The following is a 16,760-nucleotide window of genomic DNA, read 5'->3' as shown; positions in this document are numbered from 1 at the left end:
CGCGGTGACGATGCTGTCACCGCGGGCCACGATCCGATCGGGTCACCCGCGCCCGGGTACCGGCCTCACAGGTACTGGCCGGTGTTCGATTCGGTGTCGATCGCGCGGCTGGCGCTGGCGTTCTTGCCGGTCACCAGGGTGCGGATGTACACGATGCGTTCGCCCTTCTTTCCGGAGATCCGCGCCCAGTCGTCCGGGTTGGTGGTGTTCGGCAGGTCCTCGTTCTCGGCGAACTCGTCGACGATCGAGTCGAGCAGATGCTGCACCCGCAGACCGGGCGCGCCGGTGTCGAGCACCGACTTGATCGCGTACTTCTTGGACCGGTCGACGATGTTCTGGATCATCGCACCGGAGTTGAAGTCCTTGAAGTACAGGACCTCCTTGTCGCCGTTGGCGTAGGTGACCTCGAGGAACCGGTTCTCCTCCGACTCGGCGTACATGCGGTCGACGACCCGTTCGATCATCGCGCGGACGCACGCGACGCGGTCGCCACCGAACTCGGCGAGGTCGTCGGCGTGCACCGGCAGCGACTCGGTGAGGTACTTCGAGAAGATGTCGAGCGCCGCTTCGGCATCGGGACGCTCGATCTTGATCTTCACGTCGAGGCGCCCCGGCCGCAGGATCGCCGGATCGATCATGTCCTCGCGGTTCGATGCGCCGATCACGATGACGTTCTCGAGGCCCTCCACACCGTCGATCTCGCTGAGCAACTGCGGCACGACGGTGGTCTCCACATCGGAGGACACCCCCGACCCGCGGGTACGGAAGATCGAATCCATCTCGTCGAAGAACACGATCACCGGGGTGCCTTCGGAGGCCTTCTCCCGGGCACGCTGGAAGATCATCCGGATGTGTCGTTCCGTTTCCCCGACGAACTTGTTCAGCAACTCGGGGCCCTTGATGTTCAGGAAGAACGACTTCGCCTCCTTCGAGTCCTCCCCGCGGGCCTCGGCGATCTTCTTCGCCAACGAATTGGCGACGGCCTTCGCGATGAGGGTCTTGCCGCAGCCGGGCGGACCGTACAGCAGCACCCCCTTCGGGGGTCGCAGCGCGTACTCGTGGAACAGGTCCTTGTGCAGGAACGGCAGTTCCACCGCATCGCGGATCTGCTCGATCTGCCGGCCCAGACCACCGATGTCGGTGTAGTCGACGTCGGGGACCTCCTCGAGCACCAGATCCTCGACCTCGGCCTTCGGGATCCGTTCGAACGCGTACCCGGCCTTGCTGTCGACCAGCAGCGAATCGCCGGGCCGCAACTTGAAGTCGGTGACCGTATCGGCAGAGTCGACGTCGGTGGGGGTCGGGTCGAGGGTGCGGGCGGCGGCCTCGGCCAACGGCTCGGCCAGCCACACCACACGTTCCTCGTCGGCATGCCCGACCACCAGGGCACGATTCCCGTCGTCGAGCAACTCGCGCAGCGTGGTGATCTCCCCGACCCGCTCGAAGGTGCCGGCCTCCACCACGGTGAGGGCCTCGTTCAGGCGCAGGGTCTGCCCGGCCCGGAACGTGTCGACCTCCAGATTCGGGGACACCGCCACCCGCATCCGCCGACCCGAGGTGAACACATCGACGGTGTCGTCCCCGTACGCCTCGAGCATGACCCCGTACCCGCTCGGCGGCTGCCCGAGCCGATCGACCTCCTCACGCAACGTCACCAACTGCTGCCGGGCATCCTTGAGGGTCTCGAGCAGTTTGCCGTTGCGCACGGTGAGGGATTCCAGCCGCGATTCGAGGTCGCGTACCCGATCGGACGGTTCGGCCAACCGATTCCGGAGGGCGAGCACCTCCGCACGCAGATCCTCGATCTCCCGTGCCGCCACCGCCTCCGGGTTCTCTGACGAGCTCATGTGCGACTCCCTCCACTATCGGTCATTCCACGCTACCGGCCCGGCGCACCGTCGTGGGGGTCGACACGAAAACGTCATGGACGGGCGGAGTGTCGCGCCCGTCACCGGGACGACCTCCCGCCCCGGACACACTGTTAGCCTCACCTAATCGGGTACGGGCCCGTACCCCTCGGAAAGGAACCTGCCATCGTGAACACCCGCACCGTCTGGGCCGCCGCCGCAGCCGTCGTAGCGCTCGCCGTCGTGCCCGCCTGCTCCTCCGACGACTCCGCCGCAACCACGACGACCAGCGACACCACCACGAACGCGACCACCACCACCACCACCACGAACGCGACCACCACCACCGCGGCCGCCGCGGCGGCCACCGCCGCCGACCTGCAGCCGCAACTCGACGTGTTCTTCGACCCCACCTCGACCGTCGACGCGAAGGCCGCCGTAGTCGAGAACGGCGCCGACCTGACCGCCGTCCTCGAACAGTTCAACGGTGTCCTCGCCGGCTACCCCCTGACCGCCACCGTCGGCGACGTCACCGGTGTCGACGCCGACACCGTCACCGCCACCACCGACGTCGCCGGCCCGCACGGCGGCGCCCCCATGGACCTGACCTTCACCGACGTCGACGGCACCTGGGTGCTCGCCACCGACAGCACCTGCTCCATCCTCGAGATGGGGCACCTCAGCTGCTGACACCCCGATCGGGTGTGCCGGAACCCGGCACACCCGATCCGGTGAGCGGATCAGCCCTTACCGGGGCGACGCTGCGGTTTCGGGGTGACCGTGCCCTCCGCCAACCGCCGCGCCGACACCAGGAACGCCGTATGCCCCTGCATCCGATGCTCCGGACGCACCGCCAACCCCACCACATGCCAGTCCCGCACCATCGATTCCCACGACCGCGGCTCGGTCCAACACGTCTGCTCCCGCAACGCCTCGACCACCTTCGACAACTGCGTCACCGTCGCCACATACACGATCAGCACCCCCCCGGGCACCAACGCCGCCGACACCGCCGGCAACGCATCCCACGGTGCCAGCATGTCCAGGATCACCCGATCCACCTGCCCGCGCTCCGCGACGTCGTAGTCCGCGACATCCCCGACCGTCAGATCCCAGTTCGCAAGCCGCTCCCCGAAGAACGTCTCCACATTGCGCACCGCATGCTCGGCGTGATCCGCCCGGATCTCGAACGACGACACCGCCCCCTCCGGGCCCACCGCCCGCAGCAACGAACACGTCAACGCCCCCGACCCCGCGCCCGCCTCGAGCACCCGCGCACCCGGGAACACATCCCCCTCGTGCACGATCTGCGCCGCATCCTTCGGGTAGATCACCTGCGCTCCACGCGGCATCGACAGCACATAGTCGACCAGCAGCGGCCGCAACGCCAGATACGGGGTGCCGTTCGTGGAGCACACCACCGTGCCCTCGTCCGCGCCGATCAACGCGTCGTGCACGATCCCACCCCGATGGGTGTGGAACTCCTTACCGGCCTCGAGCACCACCGTGTACTTACGGCCCTTGGCATCGGTCAACTGCACCCGGTCCCCGACCTCGAACGGTCCGCTGCGCCCGAGTCCACCTACTGCCATCGCCGTGTCCACCTTCACCGAAACACCCACCGCCGCGACGTGCGGCGCATCCACCCGGCACCCTGCCGGACCAGCACCCAGCCTGCCAGGTTCGCACCCACCACCGACACGCACCCCACGACCCACCCCCGACCCAGCGGTGCGATCATCGACGCGGACCACCACCACCGACCCCCGGGAGACCCGTCGTGAACGACACCGCGCGGACCGTCGAGACCGGCACCGCCTTCTACGAACACCTCGGCCCCGGCACCCCCACCGACCCCGACACCACCGTCGAACGGTTCCGCCCCACCGAACACACCGTCTCCACCTGGGGACCGGACATGCAACACGGCGCACCCCCGTCCGCGCTGCTCACCCGCGCCCTCGAAACGCACCGTCGCCGCCCCGACACCCGCCCCACCCGCATCTGCATCGACCTGCTCGGACCGGTACCCCTGACCGACCTCGACGTCCGCACCCGCATCGACCGGCCCGGCCGCCGCATCGAACTACTCGTCGCGGAACTGTGGACCACCACCGGTGACGGCACCGACCGGCCCGTCGCACGCGGCACCGCCTGGCGCCTGGAAACCACCGAGATCCCCGAGATCCCCGACCTCGCCCGCAGCCACGAACCACACCTGCCGCCCGCCGACACCCTCGACCCCACCGAACTCGACCTGTTCGGCGCCACCGGCTACATCGACACCCTCGACTGGCGCGTCGTCACCCCACTGGGCGCACCCGGCCCCTCCGCGGCATGGCTGCGCACCCGCAGCGCCCTCGTCGCCGACGAAACCCCCACCCCGCTCCAACACGTCTTCACCGTCGCCGACGTCGCCAACGGCATCGGGTCCAAACTGCACCCCGCACAGTGGCTGTTCCTCAACACCGACCTGACCGTGCACCTGTTCCGCGCACCCGAACCCGGAGACTGGACCGGCATCACCGCCGACACCGCCGTCGGCCCCGACGGTGTCGGCATGACCTCCGGCATCCTCCACGACGAAACCGGACCCCTCGGCCGCATCACCCAGAACGTGCAAGTGCGGCGCCGCTGACCGCGGCGCCGCACCCACCGTTCCCGTCGCCGCGCCGTCAGTCGACGACCGCACCCCGCATCGCCCGACACGACCGGATATCCGACGCCAGAATCGCCTTCGCCCCGATCTCCGCCAACCGATCCATCACCGCATTGTGACCCTTGCGCGACACCATCGCCCGCACCGCCACCGAATCCTCGTTCGCCAACGGCGAGATCGTCGGCGACTCCAACCCCGGAGTCACCTGCACCGCCTGATCCAACAGGTGCTTCGGGCAGTCGTAATCCAACATCACATACTGCTGCGCGAACACCACCCCCTCGAGCCGCGCGATCAACTGATTGCGGGCCCGATCCCCCCGATCAGCGCCCTCCCGCTCGATCAACACACCCTCCGACGAGCACAACGGATCCCCGAACGCCACCAACTCGTGCTGCCGCAACGTCCGCCCCGACCCCACCACATCGGCGATCGCATCCGCCACACCCAACTGGATCGAGATCTCCACCGCACCATCGAGCCGGATCACCGTCGCCTCGATCCCCCGCGCCGCGAGATCCCGCCGCACCAGATTCGCGTACGACGTCGCGATCCGCAGCCCCTGCAGATCCGACACCTGCCAGTCCCGGCCCTTCGGCCCCGCATACCGGAACGACGACGTCCCGAACCCCAACGACAACCGCTCCTGCACCGGAGCACCCGAATCCAACGCCAGATCCCGACCCGTGATCCCCAGATCCAGCTCACCGGACCCCACATAGATCGCGATGTCCTTCGGACGCAAGAAGAAGAACTCGACATCGTTGACCGGGTCGATCACCGTCAGATCCCGCGAATCGGTCCGGCGACGATACCCCGCCTCCCGCAGAATCTCGGCGGCGGACTCGGACAACGAACCCTTGTTCGGAACTGCGACGCGCAGCATGGAGGAAAGTCCTTTCGGAGAAAACGACGAACACGAGGAAAGCGAAGGCACGGCACGGCACCCACCCACCCGTCGGGCGGGCACCGACCGTCACAGATGCTTGTAGACGTCCTCGAGCGTCAGACCCCGCCCCACCATCAGCACCTGCACCCAGTACAGCAGCTGCGAGATCTCCTCGGACAACTCCTCGTCGGACTGGTACTCGGCGGCGATCCACACCTCACCCGCCTCCTCGAGCACCTTCTTGCCCTGCGCATGCACACCGGCATCCAACGCAGCGACGGTGCCGGACCCCTCAGGACGGGACACAGCACGCTCGGACAGCTCGGCGAACAGGGAATCGAAGGTCTTCACGAACACCGATTCTTCCATGCCCCGCCCACACCCCCACATCCAGGACACCGCCCCGTGATCACCACGACAACGACCGCCCACTGACGAAACACCGCTCCACACCCGAAACCGGGTCCGTGAACGCCAACGACCGCGCCACCAACCGCAACGGATCAGCGAACTCCCCCGGCGCGCGGCGCCGCACCCGCGGATAGAAATCGTCCCCCACGATCGGCACCCCCAACGACGCCATGTGCAGCCGCAACTGATGGGTGCGGCCCGTCACCGGACGCAACCGGTACCGGGCCCGATCCCCGCGCCGCTCGATCACCTCGACCGTCGTCTCCGCGTTCGGTTCCCCCACCACCTCCCGTGCTGTCGGCTGCCCGTGCTCCTTGACGATCCGGGACCGCACCACCCGAGGAAACGCCACGTCCTCCCGGAACCCCGCGACCGCCTCGTACACCTTCCGCACCTGCTGACGCTCGAACATCTGCTGATACGGCCGCCGCAACGCCCGGTCCGCAGTGCACAACAACACCCCCGCCGTCATCCGATCCAACCGGTGCACCGGCACCAGATCCGGCAACCCCAGATCCCGCCGCAACCGCACCGTCACCGTCTCCCGGATATGCGCACCCCGCGGGATCGTCGCCAGGAAATGCGGCTTGTCCACCACCACCAGACCATCCCCGCGGTACAGCACCTCCACCTCGAACGGCACCGCCGGTTCCAGCGGCGGCTCCCGATAGAAATACACGAACCGCGTCGGCTGACACCGCGACAACTCCCCCACCGCACGCCCGTGCTCGTCGACGAGTTCCCCCACCGCGATCCGCCCCGCCCAGTCCTCCCCCGGGAACTCCGCCCGCAGGAAGTCGAGAACCGTCGTCGCCGCCGACCCCGCCGGCATCCGCACCCGATCCGGACCCAGACCGCCGCGCAACGGCAACGGTGCACCCGCCACCTCAGCTCACCGAGACCACGTCAGGAACCGGCCCCCACCGGGTCCGGTACGCACCCCTCACACACCAAGGTCAACTCCCGGCCCCGCACATCCGGATGATTGCGATAGCGGGACGTCGGGGAACCACACACCGTGCACCGACCCAACACCGCCGCATCCTCGCTGAACTCGACGTTCATCCGCCCGTCGAACACATACAGCGAGCCCTCCCACAGACCGTCGTCGGCGAACTCCTCGCCGTACCGCACGATCCCCCCATCGATCTGGTACACCTCCTCGAAACCCCGATTCCGCATCAACGCCGACAACACCTCGCACCGCACCCCACCCGTGCAGTACGTCACCACCGGCCGCGACTTCAGATGGTCGTACCGGCCACTGTCGAGCTCCGCCACGAAATCCCGCGTCGTCGCCACATCCGGCACCACCGCACCCCGGAACCGCCCGATCTGCGCCTCGAACGCGTTCCGCCCGTCGAAGAACACCACATCATCGCGTTCGGACACCAACGCATGCACCCCGCGCGGCGACAAGCGCTCACCCCCACCGACGACCCCGTTCTCGTCGACCTTCACCTCGTCGGGCACCCCGAACGTGACGATCTCCGGCCGCACCTTCACCGACAACCGCGGGAAATCCGCGCCGGTCCCGTCCGACCACTTCACATCCACGTCCCGGAACGCCGGATAACTGCGCAACCCCCGCACATACCGTTTCACCGCCACGATGTCCCCACCGACGGTGCCGTTGATCCCGTGCCGGGAGATCAGGATCCGCCCGGTCACCCCGTTCGACTCGGCGAGAGTGTGCTGCCACAACCGGATCGCCTCCGGATCCGGCAACGGAGTGAACGCGTAGAACAACACGATCTTCGGGACACTCACGCGCACACCCCCACCGATGCATGAACATCACGCAGATCCGCCACCGACACCCCGACGAGACTGTCCCGGAACACCCGCCGCGGGGACACCGGCACCTCCACCAGCGACGGCACCACCAGCACCGCACACCCGGCAGCGTCGGCGGCCGCCGCACCCGTATGGGAATCCTCCACAGCCAGGCACTGCGCCGGATCCACCCCCAGCAACTCCGCCGCCCGCCGATACGGTGCCGGATCCGGCTTACCCGCCGCCACCTCGTCGCCACACACCGAATACACGAAATGCTCGCGGCCCAACGTGTCCAACGCCACCTCACACAGCTGCCGGCCCGTGTTCGTCACCAACACCTGCGGCACCCCCGCGTCCCGCACCGCACCCAACGCATCCTGGGCACCGGGCCGCCACGGCAAACCCTGCGCGAACAACTCCGCCATATACGCGTTGAGCCACGCCTCCGCCGCAACCTGCTCATCCGGAGTCGGATCCAACCCGAGCCCGTCGAACGTGCGCCACACCGACAGATCCAACGGCCCCCCGACCGTCGCCAACCGCGTCCGCTCCGACATCGGGCCACCCAGATGCAACGACAACGCACGCATCCCGACATCCCACAACTGCTCCGACTCGAGCAGCGTGCCGTCCATGTCCCACAACACCGCGCGCAACGCGACGACACCGGACTCCGCTACCGACACCACTTCTCAACTCCGTTGATGCTCGAGACCGAAAACACCCGATCGAGGGTACTCGCCGCCTCCGGACCTACACGTTGAAGTACTTCGCCTCCGGATGGTGCAGCACGAACGCGTCGGTGGACTGCTCGGGATGCAACTGCAACTCCTCCGACAACTCCACCCCGATCCGACCCGGTTCGAGCAACTCCACCAGCTTGATACGGTCCTCGAGTTCCGGGCACGCCCCGTATCCGAACGCGAACCGCGCACCCCGATACTCGAGCTTGAAGTAACCGGCCACCTCGTCCGGATCCTCATCCGCCGCGGTCACACCCCCCGAGAACGCCAACTCCTGCCGGATCCGCCGATGCCAGTACTCCGCCAACGCCTCCGTCAGCTGCACCCCGATCCCGTGCACCTCCAGATAATCGCGGTACGAATTCGACGCGAACAACTCGTTCGCGAAATCCGCGATCGGCTGCCCCATCGTCACCAACTGGAACGGCCACACATCGACCTCACCGGCGGCCAACGCATCGTCACGTGACCGCACGAAATCGGCCACGCACAGGAACCGCGGACGCTGCTGACGCGGGAACGTGAATCGGTACCGCTCCGGAGCATCCGGACGAGGCTCGGCCAACACCACGATGTCATCGCCCTCGGACACCGCCGGGAAGTACCCGTACACCACCGCCGCATGCTGCAAGATGCCCTCGGTCGACAACCGGTCCAACCAATACCGCAACCGCGGCCGACCCTCGGTCTCCACCAACTCCTCGTACGTCGGACCGTCACCGCCACGCTGTCCCCGCAGTCCCCACTGCCCCAGGAACAGCGCCCGCTCGTCGATCAACGACGCATACTCCGCCAGCGCAATGCCCTTGACGATCCGCGTCCCCCAGAACGGCGGAGTCGGCACCGGAAGATCCGCCGCAACATCGCTGCGCGCGGGAATCTCCACCGGAACCTCGGCAGCCTTACGCTTCTCCGCGATCCGCTTGCTGCGCTCGTGCCGTTCCTTGCGCTCGGCCGCCTTCCGCGCCGCTTCCAGCGCCTCCGGACTGTCCGGAGCCGGGCCCTCACCCCGCTTGATCGCCATCACCCGATCCATCAACGACAGACCCTCGAACGCATCGCGCGCATACGACACATCACCCTCGTACACGTCCGCCAAATCGTTCTCGACGTAACTGCGGGTCAGCGCAGCACCGCCGAGCAACACCGGGAACTGCTCGGCGACCCCCCGCGAATTGAGCTCCTCGAGATTCTCCTTCATCACCACCGTCGACTTCACCAACAGACCCGACATGCCGATCACATCGGCACGCTTGTCGATCGCCGCATCCAGAATCGTCGCGATCGGCTGCTTGATCCCGAGGTTGACCACCTCGTACCCGTTGTTCGACAAAATGATGTCGACGAGGTTCTTACCGATGTCGTGCACATCCCCCTTGACCGTCGCCAACACGATCCGACCCTTGCCCTCGTCGCCCGTCGACTCCATGTGCGGCTCGAGATGCGCCACCGCGGCCTTCATCACCTCAGCCGACTGCAACACGAACGGCAACTGCATCTGCCCGGACCCGAACAACTCACCGACCGTCTTCATCCCCGACAACAGCGTCTCGTTGATGATCTCCAACGGCGGCACCGACTTCATCGCCTCGTCGAGATCCATCTCGAGCCCGTTGCGCTCCCCGTCGACGATGCGCCGCTCGAGCCGCTCGAACAACGGCAACGCCGCCAACTCCTGCGCGCGGGACTCGCGCGCCGACGCCGCCGACACCCCCTCGAACAACTCCATCAACCGCTGCAACGGGTCATAGCCCTCCCGCCGCCGGTCGTACACCAGATCCAGCGCCACCTGCCGTTGCTCGTCGTCGATCCGCGCCATCGGCAGGATCTTCGACGCATGCACGATCGCCGTATCCAGACCCGCCTCGGTGCACTCGTGCAGAAACACCGAGTTCAACACCTGCCGCGCCGCAGGGTTCAACCCGAACGACACATTCGAGATCCCCAACGTGAAATGCACCCTCGGATACCGACGGTGAATCTCCCGAATCGCCTCGATGGTCTCCACCCCGTCGCGCCGCACCTCCTCCTGACCGGTGGAGATCGGGAACGTCAACGCATCGACGATGATGTCGTCCTGCTCGAGCCCCCACTTGTCGATCAGATCGGTGATCAGCCGCTCCGCGATCCGCACCTTGTGCTCCGCGGTCCGCGCCTGCCCCTCCTCGTCGATCGTCAACGCCACCACCGCGGCGCCGTGCTCGACGACCTGCGTCATGATCCGCTCGAACCGCGACCCGGGGCCATCCCCGTCCTCGTAATTCACCGAGTTCACCGCGCACCGGCCACCGAGATGCTCGAGACCCGCCCGGATCACATCCGGCTCCGTCGAATCGATCATGATCGGCAACGTCGACGCCGTCGCGAACCGCGACGCCAACGCCGTCATGTCGACCGCACCGTCACGCCCCACATAGTCGACGTTCAGATCCAACATGTGCGCACCGTCACGGATCTGATCCTTCGCCGCATCCAGGCACTTGTCCCAGTCCCCGGCGATCATCGCCTCCCGGAACGCCTTCGACCCGTTCGTGTTGGTGCGCTCACCGATCATCACGATCGACGCGTCCTGATCGAAGGGAACCGACGTGTACAGCGACGACACACTCGGCTCGTACTCCGGGTTCCGCGACGCAGGCCGCAACCCGCGCACCGCGTCCGCAACCTGCCGGATGTGCTCCGGCGTCGTCCCACAGCACCCACCGACCAACGACAACCCGAACTCGGTGACGAACCCCGCCAGCGCCTGCGCCAACTCCTCCGCCGACAACGGGTACTCCGCACCGTTCGGCCCCAACACCGGCAGACCCGCGTTCGGCATCACCGACACCGGGATCCGCGCATGCTGCGACAGATACCGAAGATGCTCACTCATCTCCGCCGGACCCGTCGCACAGTTCAACCCGATCAGGTCGATCCCCAACGGCTCGAGCGCCGTCAGCGCCGCACCGATCTCCGACCCGAGCAGCATCGTCCCGGTCGTCTCGACCGTCACGTGCGCGATGATCGGGATCCGCCGGCCCGCGTGCTCCATCGCGCGGCGCGACCCGATGATCGCGGCCTTCGCCTGCAGCAGATCCTGGCAGGTCTCGACGAGGATCGCGTCGGCACCGCCGTCGAGCATCCCCAACGCCGCCTCCACGTAGGCGTCACGCAGCACCGCGAACGGTGCGTGCCCCAGCGTCGGAAGCTTCGTGCCCGGACCCATCGACCCGACCACCATCCGCGGAACCCCGTCCGCGGACGGACCCATCTCGTCCGCCACCTCCCGTGCAAGGCGGGTACCACGTTCGGACAGGTCACGGATACGGTCGGCGATGTCGTAGTCGGCGAGGTTGGGCAGGTTGCAACCGAAGGTATTGGTCGAGACGATGTCGGCGCCCGCCTCGAAATAGGCGCGGTGGATCCCCCGAATCACGTCGGGCCGGGTTTCGTTGAGGATCTCGTTGCACCCCTCGAGGCCGCGGAAGTCGTCCAGCGACAGTTCCGCGGCCTGCAACATGGTGCCCATCGCCCCGTCTCCGACGACAACGCGCTGCTTCAGCGCATCGAACAGGACAGAGTGCAATGGGGTGGACATGCCAACCAGACTAATGGGCGGGTCCAACTGCCTCGGTCGTAGGCTGGACGAGTGAGCGCAAGTGAGTCACCCGAGACCCCCGACGACGACATGCCGGCTCTGCGGAACCCCGTGCTCGTCGCCGCGTTCGAAGGGTGGAACGACGCCGGAGACGCCGCCAGCGGTGCCGTCGAACACCTCGAACTGATCTGGGATGCCGAACCCTTCGCCGAACTCGACTCCGAGGAGTACTACGACTACCAGGTGAACAGGCCGCAGGTACGCCTCATCGACGGCGTCACCCGCCGCATCGACTGGCCCGGAACCCGATTGTCGGTGTGCTCCCCACCGGGAAGCGACCGCGACGTCGTGCTACTGCACGGCATCGAACCCAACATGCGCTGGCGCAGTTTCTGCGACGCCCTGCTCGAACTGATCGACGAGATCGGTGTGCACAGCGTCGTACTCCTCGGTGCACTGCTCGCCGACACCCCCCACACGCGGCCCGTGCCGGTGACCGGCACCGCCCACACCGCCGAGGCCGCCACCCGCTACAACCTCGAGAAGTCCCGCTACGAGGGCCCCACCGGCATCACCGGCATCCTGCAGGACGCCTGCGTGCGCGCCGGAGTACCCGCCATCTCCTTCTGGGCAGCCGTCCCGCACTACGTGTCCAGTCCCCCCAATCCCAAGGCCACGGTGGCGCTGCTCCGCCGCGTCGAGGACGTCCTCGACGTCGAGGTCCCCCTCGGAGAACTGCCGGCCCTCGCCGAGGAATGGGAGGAGACCGTCACCTCCATGACCGAGGACGACGAGGACATGGCCGAGTACGTGCACAGCCTCGAAGAACGCGGTGACGCGGAAACCGACATCTCCGACGTCATCGCCAAGATCGACGGCGATGCCCTCGCCGCCGAATTCGAACGCTACCTGCGACGGAGAGGCCCCGGCGGGTTCACCCAGTGAGCGGCCGCCGCGACGCACTCCAACGCGCGGCGCTGTACGTCGGCGGATTCCTCGGACCGTTCGGTGGAAGTGTCGTGGTCTCGATGCTGCCGGAGATCGGAGCCGACCTCGGGGTGTCCGCCGGACAGGCCGCTACCACCGTCACCGCGTATCTCGCACCGTTCGCCGCCGCGATGCTCATCTCCGGAACTCTCGGTGCCCGTTGGGGTCGGCTGCGCACCGTCCGCATCGCGTACGTCGCGTACATTGCGGTGTCGATCGCTGCTGCGCTGGCACCGACCCTGCCCATGCTGCTCGGGGCACGGGGACTGCAGGGCGTCGCGAACGCGTTCACCACTCCCCTGCTGCTGGCGGTGCTCGCCGAGATCACACCCCGGGACCGGTTGGGACGTGCGCTCGGGATGTTCGGCGCGATGCAGGCCGCGGGCCAGACCACGGCGCCGCTGGTCGGTGGTCTCGCCGCGGAGGCGAGTTGGCGGTGGGCGTTCGTCGTGCTGGCCGCTGCCGCTCTCGGTCTCGCGCTGGTCGGTCTGCCCGACGGGATCCGCGATGATTCCGGTGGCAGAGCTCCGCGACTGCGGGATGCTCTCGAACTGCGTGTCGTCCGGGTGGGTGTGGTCGCGCTGCTGGGGTGGGGTTCCCTCGGCGGCCTGAACTTCCTCGTGGCGTTCCGTGTCGAGGACGACTTCGGTCTGGGCCCGTCGGGACGAGGTGCCCTGCTCACGGTGTTCGGGGTGGCAGGCATCCTCACAGCACGTCGCGTGGGCACGGTCATCGACCGTATCGGTGCTCGCCGTACCGTGCTGATCGGCGCGGTCGGTGGTGCCCTGCTCGTCATCACCATCGGTACCGCCGATCATCTCGCGGTCGTGGTGGGTGCCTGGTTCCTTGCCGGGATCGCCTCGCAGTGTGTGCTCGTCGGAATCAATGCCGCGGTCCTCGGTGATCACGGGGCGAACCGAGGCGGCGCGGTGTCGGTGGTCCAGTCGTTCCGCTTCGGCGGAGGCGCTGTCGTGCCCGTGGCGTTGACTCCCGTCTATTCGGCGGATCCGATCGCGGCATTCGTCGTGCCTGCTCTGCTGCTCGCGACCGTCGCGCCGCTCATGATGCCGCGCCGCTCGTGAAGCTGTGAGACATCAGCCCAGCACGTGCTTCAGCACCACCGGGCCTGCTCCTGGATGGTTGGTGAGGTGCGCGAGAAGGGAGGAGAATTCGGGTAATCATTGGTTTCCGTCTGATTCAGAATATTTCTGGAGGGTAGAGGTGCCCGGCGGATCGCCGATCTCCTCCGCCGGGCACCTCTACCTGTTGTTGTCGGTCACTCGCCGGCCGGCAACGCTCGCAACGAGCTCGTCGTCGAGTCGACCGCTCGTGCGGCCTCCTCCCCCTTGATCACGAAGTGCCGCAGATAGTAGTTCTCGTGCTCGTCGTGTTCGTGGAAGTGATGCGGTGTGAGCACCACCGAGAACACCGGGACATCCGTGTCGAGCTGCACGCGCATCAGGCCGTCGATCACCGCGCTCGCCACGAAATCGTGGCGGTAGATACCGCCGTCGACCACCAGGCCGGCGGCGACGATCGCGTCGTACCGACCCGTCCGGGCCAGCCGTTTCGCGTGCAGCGGAATCTCGAACGCCCCCGGAACCTCGAAGAAGTCCAGCGACTCCCTCGCGTGGCCGAGTGCCACGATCTCGTCCGTGAACCCCTTCTTCGCCTGATCGACGATGTTGCGGTGCCAGGTGGCCTGAACGAAGGCGATACGCCCCTCGGTGTCACTCATGAGATGACGCTAGCGCACTCCCCTCCCCCGATCGATACAGGTGGCCGAACAGGATCGGGCACCGTGCATTTTTTGGAAAATGCTTGTTTCCGTCATCGACAGAGTCGTCTAGGGTGACTGTTGTGACGCAACAGGACGACACCGGCGCCTCCGAACCGTCGCTCGGGCCCCGACCGGAGCGGCCCATCGACATCTATCGTCGGGCCGTGGCCTGCCTCGACGCCTGTCTACCGCTCGGGTGGAGCCTGACCTCCGACCGACCACGCTCCCCCGCCGCGCCGGAACGCATCGTCGTCACCGCCCCCGACGGCGAGTCCGTGTCGTTCGCGGTCGTCACCTCCCGCGGTGTGCTCAGCGGCGACATCGCGCGCATCGCCTCGGAACTCGCGCAGTCCGATCGCGGACTCGTGTGCGCCCACTATCTGTCGGATCCGGTTCGCCGCCAACTCGACCAGCACGGCATCTCGTATGCCGACGCGACCGGGAACCTCGCGCTGGTCGCGTCCCGCCCCGCCGTGTGGGTCCGCAATCGAGGCGCCGACGCCGATCCCTGGCGCGGCCCCGGCCGGCCGTCCGGGGTCCTCACCGGTGAGCCGTCCGACCGTGTCGTGCGCGCCCTCGCCGACCATCACGGGGACATGACCGTTCCGGAACTCATCTCCCTCTCCGGTGCTTCGACCGGCGCCACCTACCGCGTCGTGGAGGTCCTCGTCGAACGAGAACTGATCCGCCGCATCCCCCGCGGTGCGATCACCGCGGTGCGATGGGAACCGATGCTGCGTGCGTGGGCCGCCGACCGGAAGGTCTGCGCCACCCGGCGGTTCGCGACGCCGGACGGACTCGGCGCGGTCACCGCCGCACTCGCCGACCGCATGGACGTCCCCTACGTCCTCTCCGGCGTCGGCGCCACCGATTACGCCCGCCCCGACGTGCTGGAACTCTACGCCGACGACCACGACGCCCTCGCCACCGCGACGGGTCTGCGCCCGGTCGACCGCGGAGGCGACGTCGTCGTGGCGATTCCGTGGTCACCCGTCGTGTTCGATCGGATGGACCGACGCGACGGCCTGCGTTTTCTCGCACCCGCCCACCTGTACGCCGACCTGTTGTCGGGACCGTTCCGGAACCGAGCGGCCGCCGAACACCTGCGTGCACAACTCGTCGCCGACGAGTCACGCTGGCGCCGCCCGGTTCGTTGAGCCGACCGAACGTGCGAGCGCGCGCCGCCGTGTACGGTTCTGGTGACGGCCCCGTTCACCGACCACAGGAGGTCCGCCGCAATGGAATCGGTGTACGCCCGCGATCTCCCGTCGGCGCTGGAATCCGCGTCGATCGGGGCTCTCCTCGGCGACCGCACCCCCGCGGTGTTCCTCGACTACGACGGTGTCCTGACTCCCATCGTGCCGCGGCCGGAAGACGCCCGCATGTCCGAGAACATGCGCGCCACGCTCCGTGCACTCGCCGAGCGCTGCCCGGTGTGCATCGTCACGGGCCGCGATCGTGACGTCGTGCAGCAACTCATGGGCGTCGACGACCTCACGGTCGCGTCCAGTCACGGATTCGAGATCTGGCAGCCCGGCCGCGGCGAGCTGACCGTCGACGGTCTCGACGACTACTCGAACCTCGTCGCGGAGACCACCGAGACCCTACGCCGCCGGACCGCCGGTCTCGAGGGAGTGCAACTCGAGCCGAAGCGGGCATCCGTTGCCGTGCACTACCGGCGCGCGGCACCCGATGCACGCGACCGGGTTTCTGCGATCGTCCGGGACCTCGTCGACGATCCGTCCGGGCGTCTGGCGGTCGTCCCCGGGAAGATGGTCTACGAACTCAAACCCGCCGTCGACTGGGACAAGGGGCGAGCGGTCCTGCACCTGCTCGACGTCCTCGGCCTCGACCGGCCCGACACCGTGCCGCTCTACCTCGGCGACGACATCACCGACGAGGACGCATTCCACGCCCTCCGCGACCGCGGCGTCGGAATCCTCGTGTACGACGCGGACGACCCCGATACCGTCGGACGCACCACGGAAGCCCGATACACCCTGGCCTCCGTGGACGATGTCGAGCGTTTCCTCACCGGGCTGGCCCGACCGGGTTCCTGACGCCCCACACCGCTCGACCTCGCAG

General features: G+C 67.6%; 15 protein-coding genes. 6 read left to right on the top strand and 9 right to left on the bottom strand.

What is annotated here, in order from left to right; all coding sequences use genetic code 11:
• Positions 1-65 precede the first annotated feature (65 nt).
• Positions 66-1,847 (bottom strand): proteasome ATPase, encoded by a 1,782-nt coding sequence (arc, locus tag LDQ05_RS06000; RefSeq protein WP_226435978.1) that lies wholly within the window; start codon positions 1,845-1,847, stop codon positions 66-68.
• Between the two features lie 189 nt (positions 1,848-2,036).
• On the opposite strand from arc, the gene LDQ05_RS05995 reads away from it, so the two are divergent.
• A complete protein-coding gene (locus LDQ05_RS05995; RefSeq protein ID WP_226435977.1) occupies positions 2,037-2,537 on the top strand; it encodes an MTB12 C-terminal domain-containing protein in 501 nt (166 codons plus the stop codon).
• Positions 2,538-2,587: 50 nt separating this feature from the next.
• Here the strand turns inward: LDQ05_RS05995 and LDQ05_RS05990 are convergent, their stop codons facing one another.
• Positions 2,588-3,439, bottom strand: a complete 852-nt coding sequence (locus LDQ05_RS05990; RefSeq protein WP_226435976.1) for a tRNA (adenine-N1)-methyltransferase — start codon at positions 3,437-3,439, stop codon at positions 2,588-2,590.
• A 188-nt stretch (positions 3,440-3,627) separates the two neighbouring features.
• Here LDQ05_RS05990 and LDQ05_RS05985 point away from each other — a divergent pair, with 188 nt between their 5' ends.
• On the top strand, positions 3,628-4,485 hold the full coding sequence (locus LDQ05_RS05985; protein WP_226435975.1) for a thioesterase family protein: 858 nt from the start codon (positions 3,628-3,630) through the stop codon (positions 4,483-4,485).
• 37 nt (positions 4,486-4,522) lie between these two features.
• Here the strand turns inward: LDQ05_RS05985 and hisG are convergent, their stop codons facing one another.
• The 6 genes from hisG to metH all read right to left on the bottom strand — a co-directional run bounded on the left by hisG (position 4,523) and on the right by metH (position 11,908).
• Positions 4,523-5,392, bottom strand: coding sequence for an ATP phosphoribosyltransferase (hisG, locus tag LDQ05_RS05980; protein ID WP_226435974.1), 870 nt, complete (start codon positions 5,390-5,392; stop codon positions 4,523-4,525).
• 90 nt (positions 5,393-5,482) lie between these two features.
• Complete coding sequence (locus tag LDQ05_RS05975) at positions 5,483-5,764, bottom strand: phosphoribosyl-ATP diphosphatase (protein ID WP_226435973.1); 282 nt, start codon at positions 5,762-5,764, stop codon at positions 5,483-5,485.
• Between the two features lie 40 nt (positions 5,765-5,804).
• Complete coding sequence (locus tag LDQ05_RS05970) at positions 5,805-6,692, bottom strand: pseudouridine synthase (RefSeq protein ID WP_226435972.1); 888 nt, start codon at positions 6,690-6,692, stop codon at positions 5,805-5,807.
• 20 nt (positions 6,693-6,712) lie between these two features.
• The gene (gene trhO / locus LDQ05_RS05965; RefSeq protein ID WP_226435971.1) at positions 6,713-7,576 is read right to left on the bottom strand and encodes an oxygen-dependent tRNA uridine(34) hydroxylase TrhO; all 864 of its coding nucleotides are present in this window, start codon (positions 7,574-7,576) and stop codon (positions 6,713-6,715) included.
• Positions 7,573-8,274 carry an HAD family hydrolase gene (locus LDQ05_RS05960; protein WP_226435970.1) on the bottom strand — a complete coding sequence of 234 codons (702 nt, stop codon included), beginning with the start codon at positions 8,272-8,274 and terminating at the stop codon, positions 7,573-7,575. The genes trhO and LDQ05_RS05960 overlap by 4 nt, the downstream gene beginning before the upstream one ends.
• A 64-nt stretch (positions 8,275-8,338) precedes the next feature.
• Complete coding sequence (gene metH / locus LDQ05_RS05955; protein ID WP_226435969.1) at positions 8,339-11,908, bottom strand: methionine synthase; 3,570 nt, start codon at positions 11,906-11,908, stop codon at positions 8,339-8,341.
• Between the two features lie 90 nt (positions 11,909-11,998).
• Between metH and LDQ05_RS05950 the strand changes: the two genes are divergently transcribed.
• Together LDQ05_RS05950 and LDQ05_RS05945 are read left to right on the top strand one after the other, a co-directional pair.
• A complete protein-coding gene (locus LDQ05_RS05950; protein WP_226435982.1) occupies positions 11,999-12,853 on the top strand; it encodes a PAC2 family protein in 855 nt (284 codons plus the stop codon).
• On the top strand, positions 12,850-13,977 hold the full coding sequence (locus LDQ05_RS05945) for an MFS transporter (RefSeq protein ID WP_226435968.1): 1,128 nt from the start codon (positions 12,850-12,852) through the stop codon (positions 13,975-13,977). The genes LDQ05_RS05950 and LDQ05_RS05945 overlap by 4 nt, the downstream gene beginning before the upstream one ends.
• Positions 13,978-14,171: 194 nt before the next feature.
• Here the strand turns inward: LDQ05_RS05945 and LDQ05_RS05940 are convergent, their stop codons facing one another.
• Positions 14,172-14,633: a 6,7-dimethyl-8-ribityllumazine synthase gene (locus tag LDQ05_RS05940; protein ID WP_226435967.1), complete on the bottom strand. Its 462-nt coding sequence runs from the start codon at positions 14,631-14,633 to the stop codon at positions 14,172-14,174.
• A 122-nt stretch (positions 14,634-14,755) separates the two neighbouring features.
• On the opposite strand from LDQ05_RS05940, the gene LDQ05_RS05935 reads away from it, so the two are divergent.
• Together LDQ05_RS05935 and otsB are read left to right on the top strand one after the other, a co-directional pair.
• Entirely contained in the window at positions 14,756-15,832 is a 1,077-nt protein-coding gene (locus tag LDQ05_RS05935) for a helix-turn-helix domain-containing protein (RefSeq protein WP_226435966.1), read from the top strand.
• Positions 15,833-15,913: 81 nt separating this feature from the next.
• Entirely contained in the window at positions 15,914-16,735 is an 822-nt protein-coding gene (gene otsB / locus LDQ05_RS05930) for a trehalose-phosphatase (protein ID WP_226435965.1), read from the top strand.
• The last annotated feature ends 25 nt before the right edge of the window (positions 16,736-16,760 follow it).

Origin of the sequence: Rhodococcus yananensis, from assembly GCF_020515525.1 — a bacterium.
GTDB lineage: Bacteria > Actinomycetota > Actinomycetes > Mycobacteriales > Mycobacteriaceae > Rhodococcus > Rhodococcus yananensis.
The sequence above is the reverse complement of the archived record's forward strand: the minus strand, read 5'-3'. Positions and strand labels throughout refer to the sequence as shown.

Excerpts from the sequence above, each read along its gene's own strand:
- arc (WP_226435978.1), bottom strand. The coding sequence starts at position 1,847 with ATGAGCTCGTCAGAGAACCCGGAGGCGGTGGCGGCACGGGAGATCGAG.
- LDQ05_RS05990 (WP_226435976.1), bottom strand. The coding sequence starts at position 3,439 with ATGGCAGTAGGTGGACTCGGGCGCAGCGGACCGTTCGAGGTCGGGGAC.
- hisG (WP_226435974.1), bottom strand. The coding sequence starts at position 5,392 with ATGCTGCGCGTCGCAGTTCCGAACAAGGGTTCGTTGTCCGAGTCCGCC.
- LDQ05_RS05975 (WP_226435973.1), bottom strand. The coding sequence starts at position 5,764 with ATGGAAGAATCGGTGTTCGTGAAGACCTTCGATTCCCTGTTCGCCGAG.
- metH (WP_226435969.1), bottom strand. The coding sequence starts at position 11,908 with ATGTCCACCCCATTGCACTCTGTCCTGTTCGATGCGCTGAAGCAGCGC.
- LDQ05_RS05950 (WP_226435982.1), top strand. The coding sequence starts at position 11,999 with ATGCCGGCTCTGCGGAACCCCGTGCTCGTCGCCGCGTTCGAAGGGTGG.
- LDQ05_RS05940 (WP_226435967.1), bottom strand. The coding sequence starts at position 14,633 with ATGAGTGACACCGAGGGGCGTATCGCCTTCGTTCAGGCCACCTGGCAC.
- otsB (WP_226435965.1), top strand. The coding sequence starts at position 15,914 with ATGGAATCGGTGTACGCCCGCGATCTCCCGTCGGCGCTGGAATCCGCG.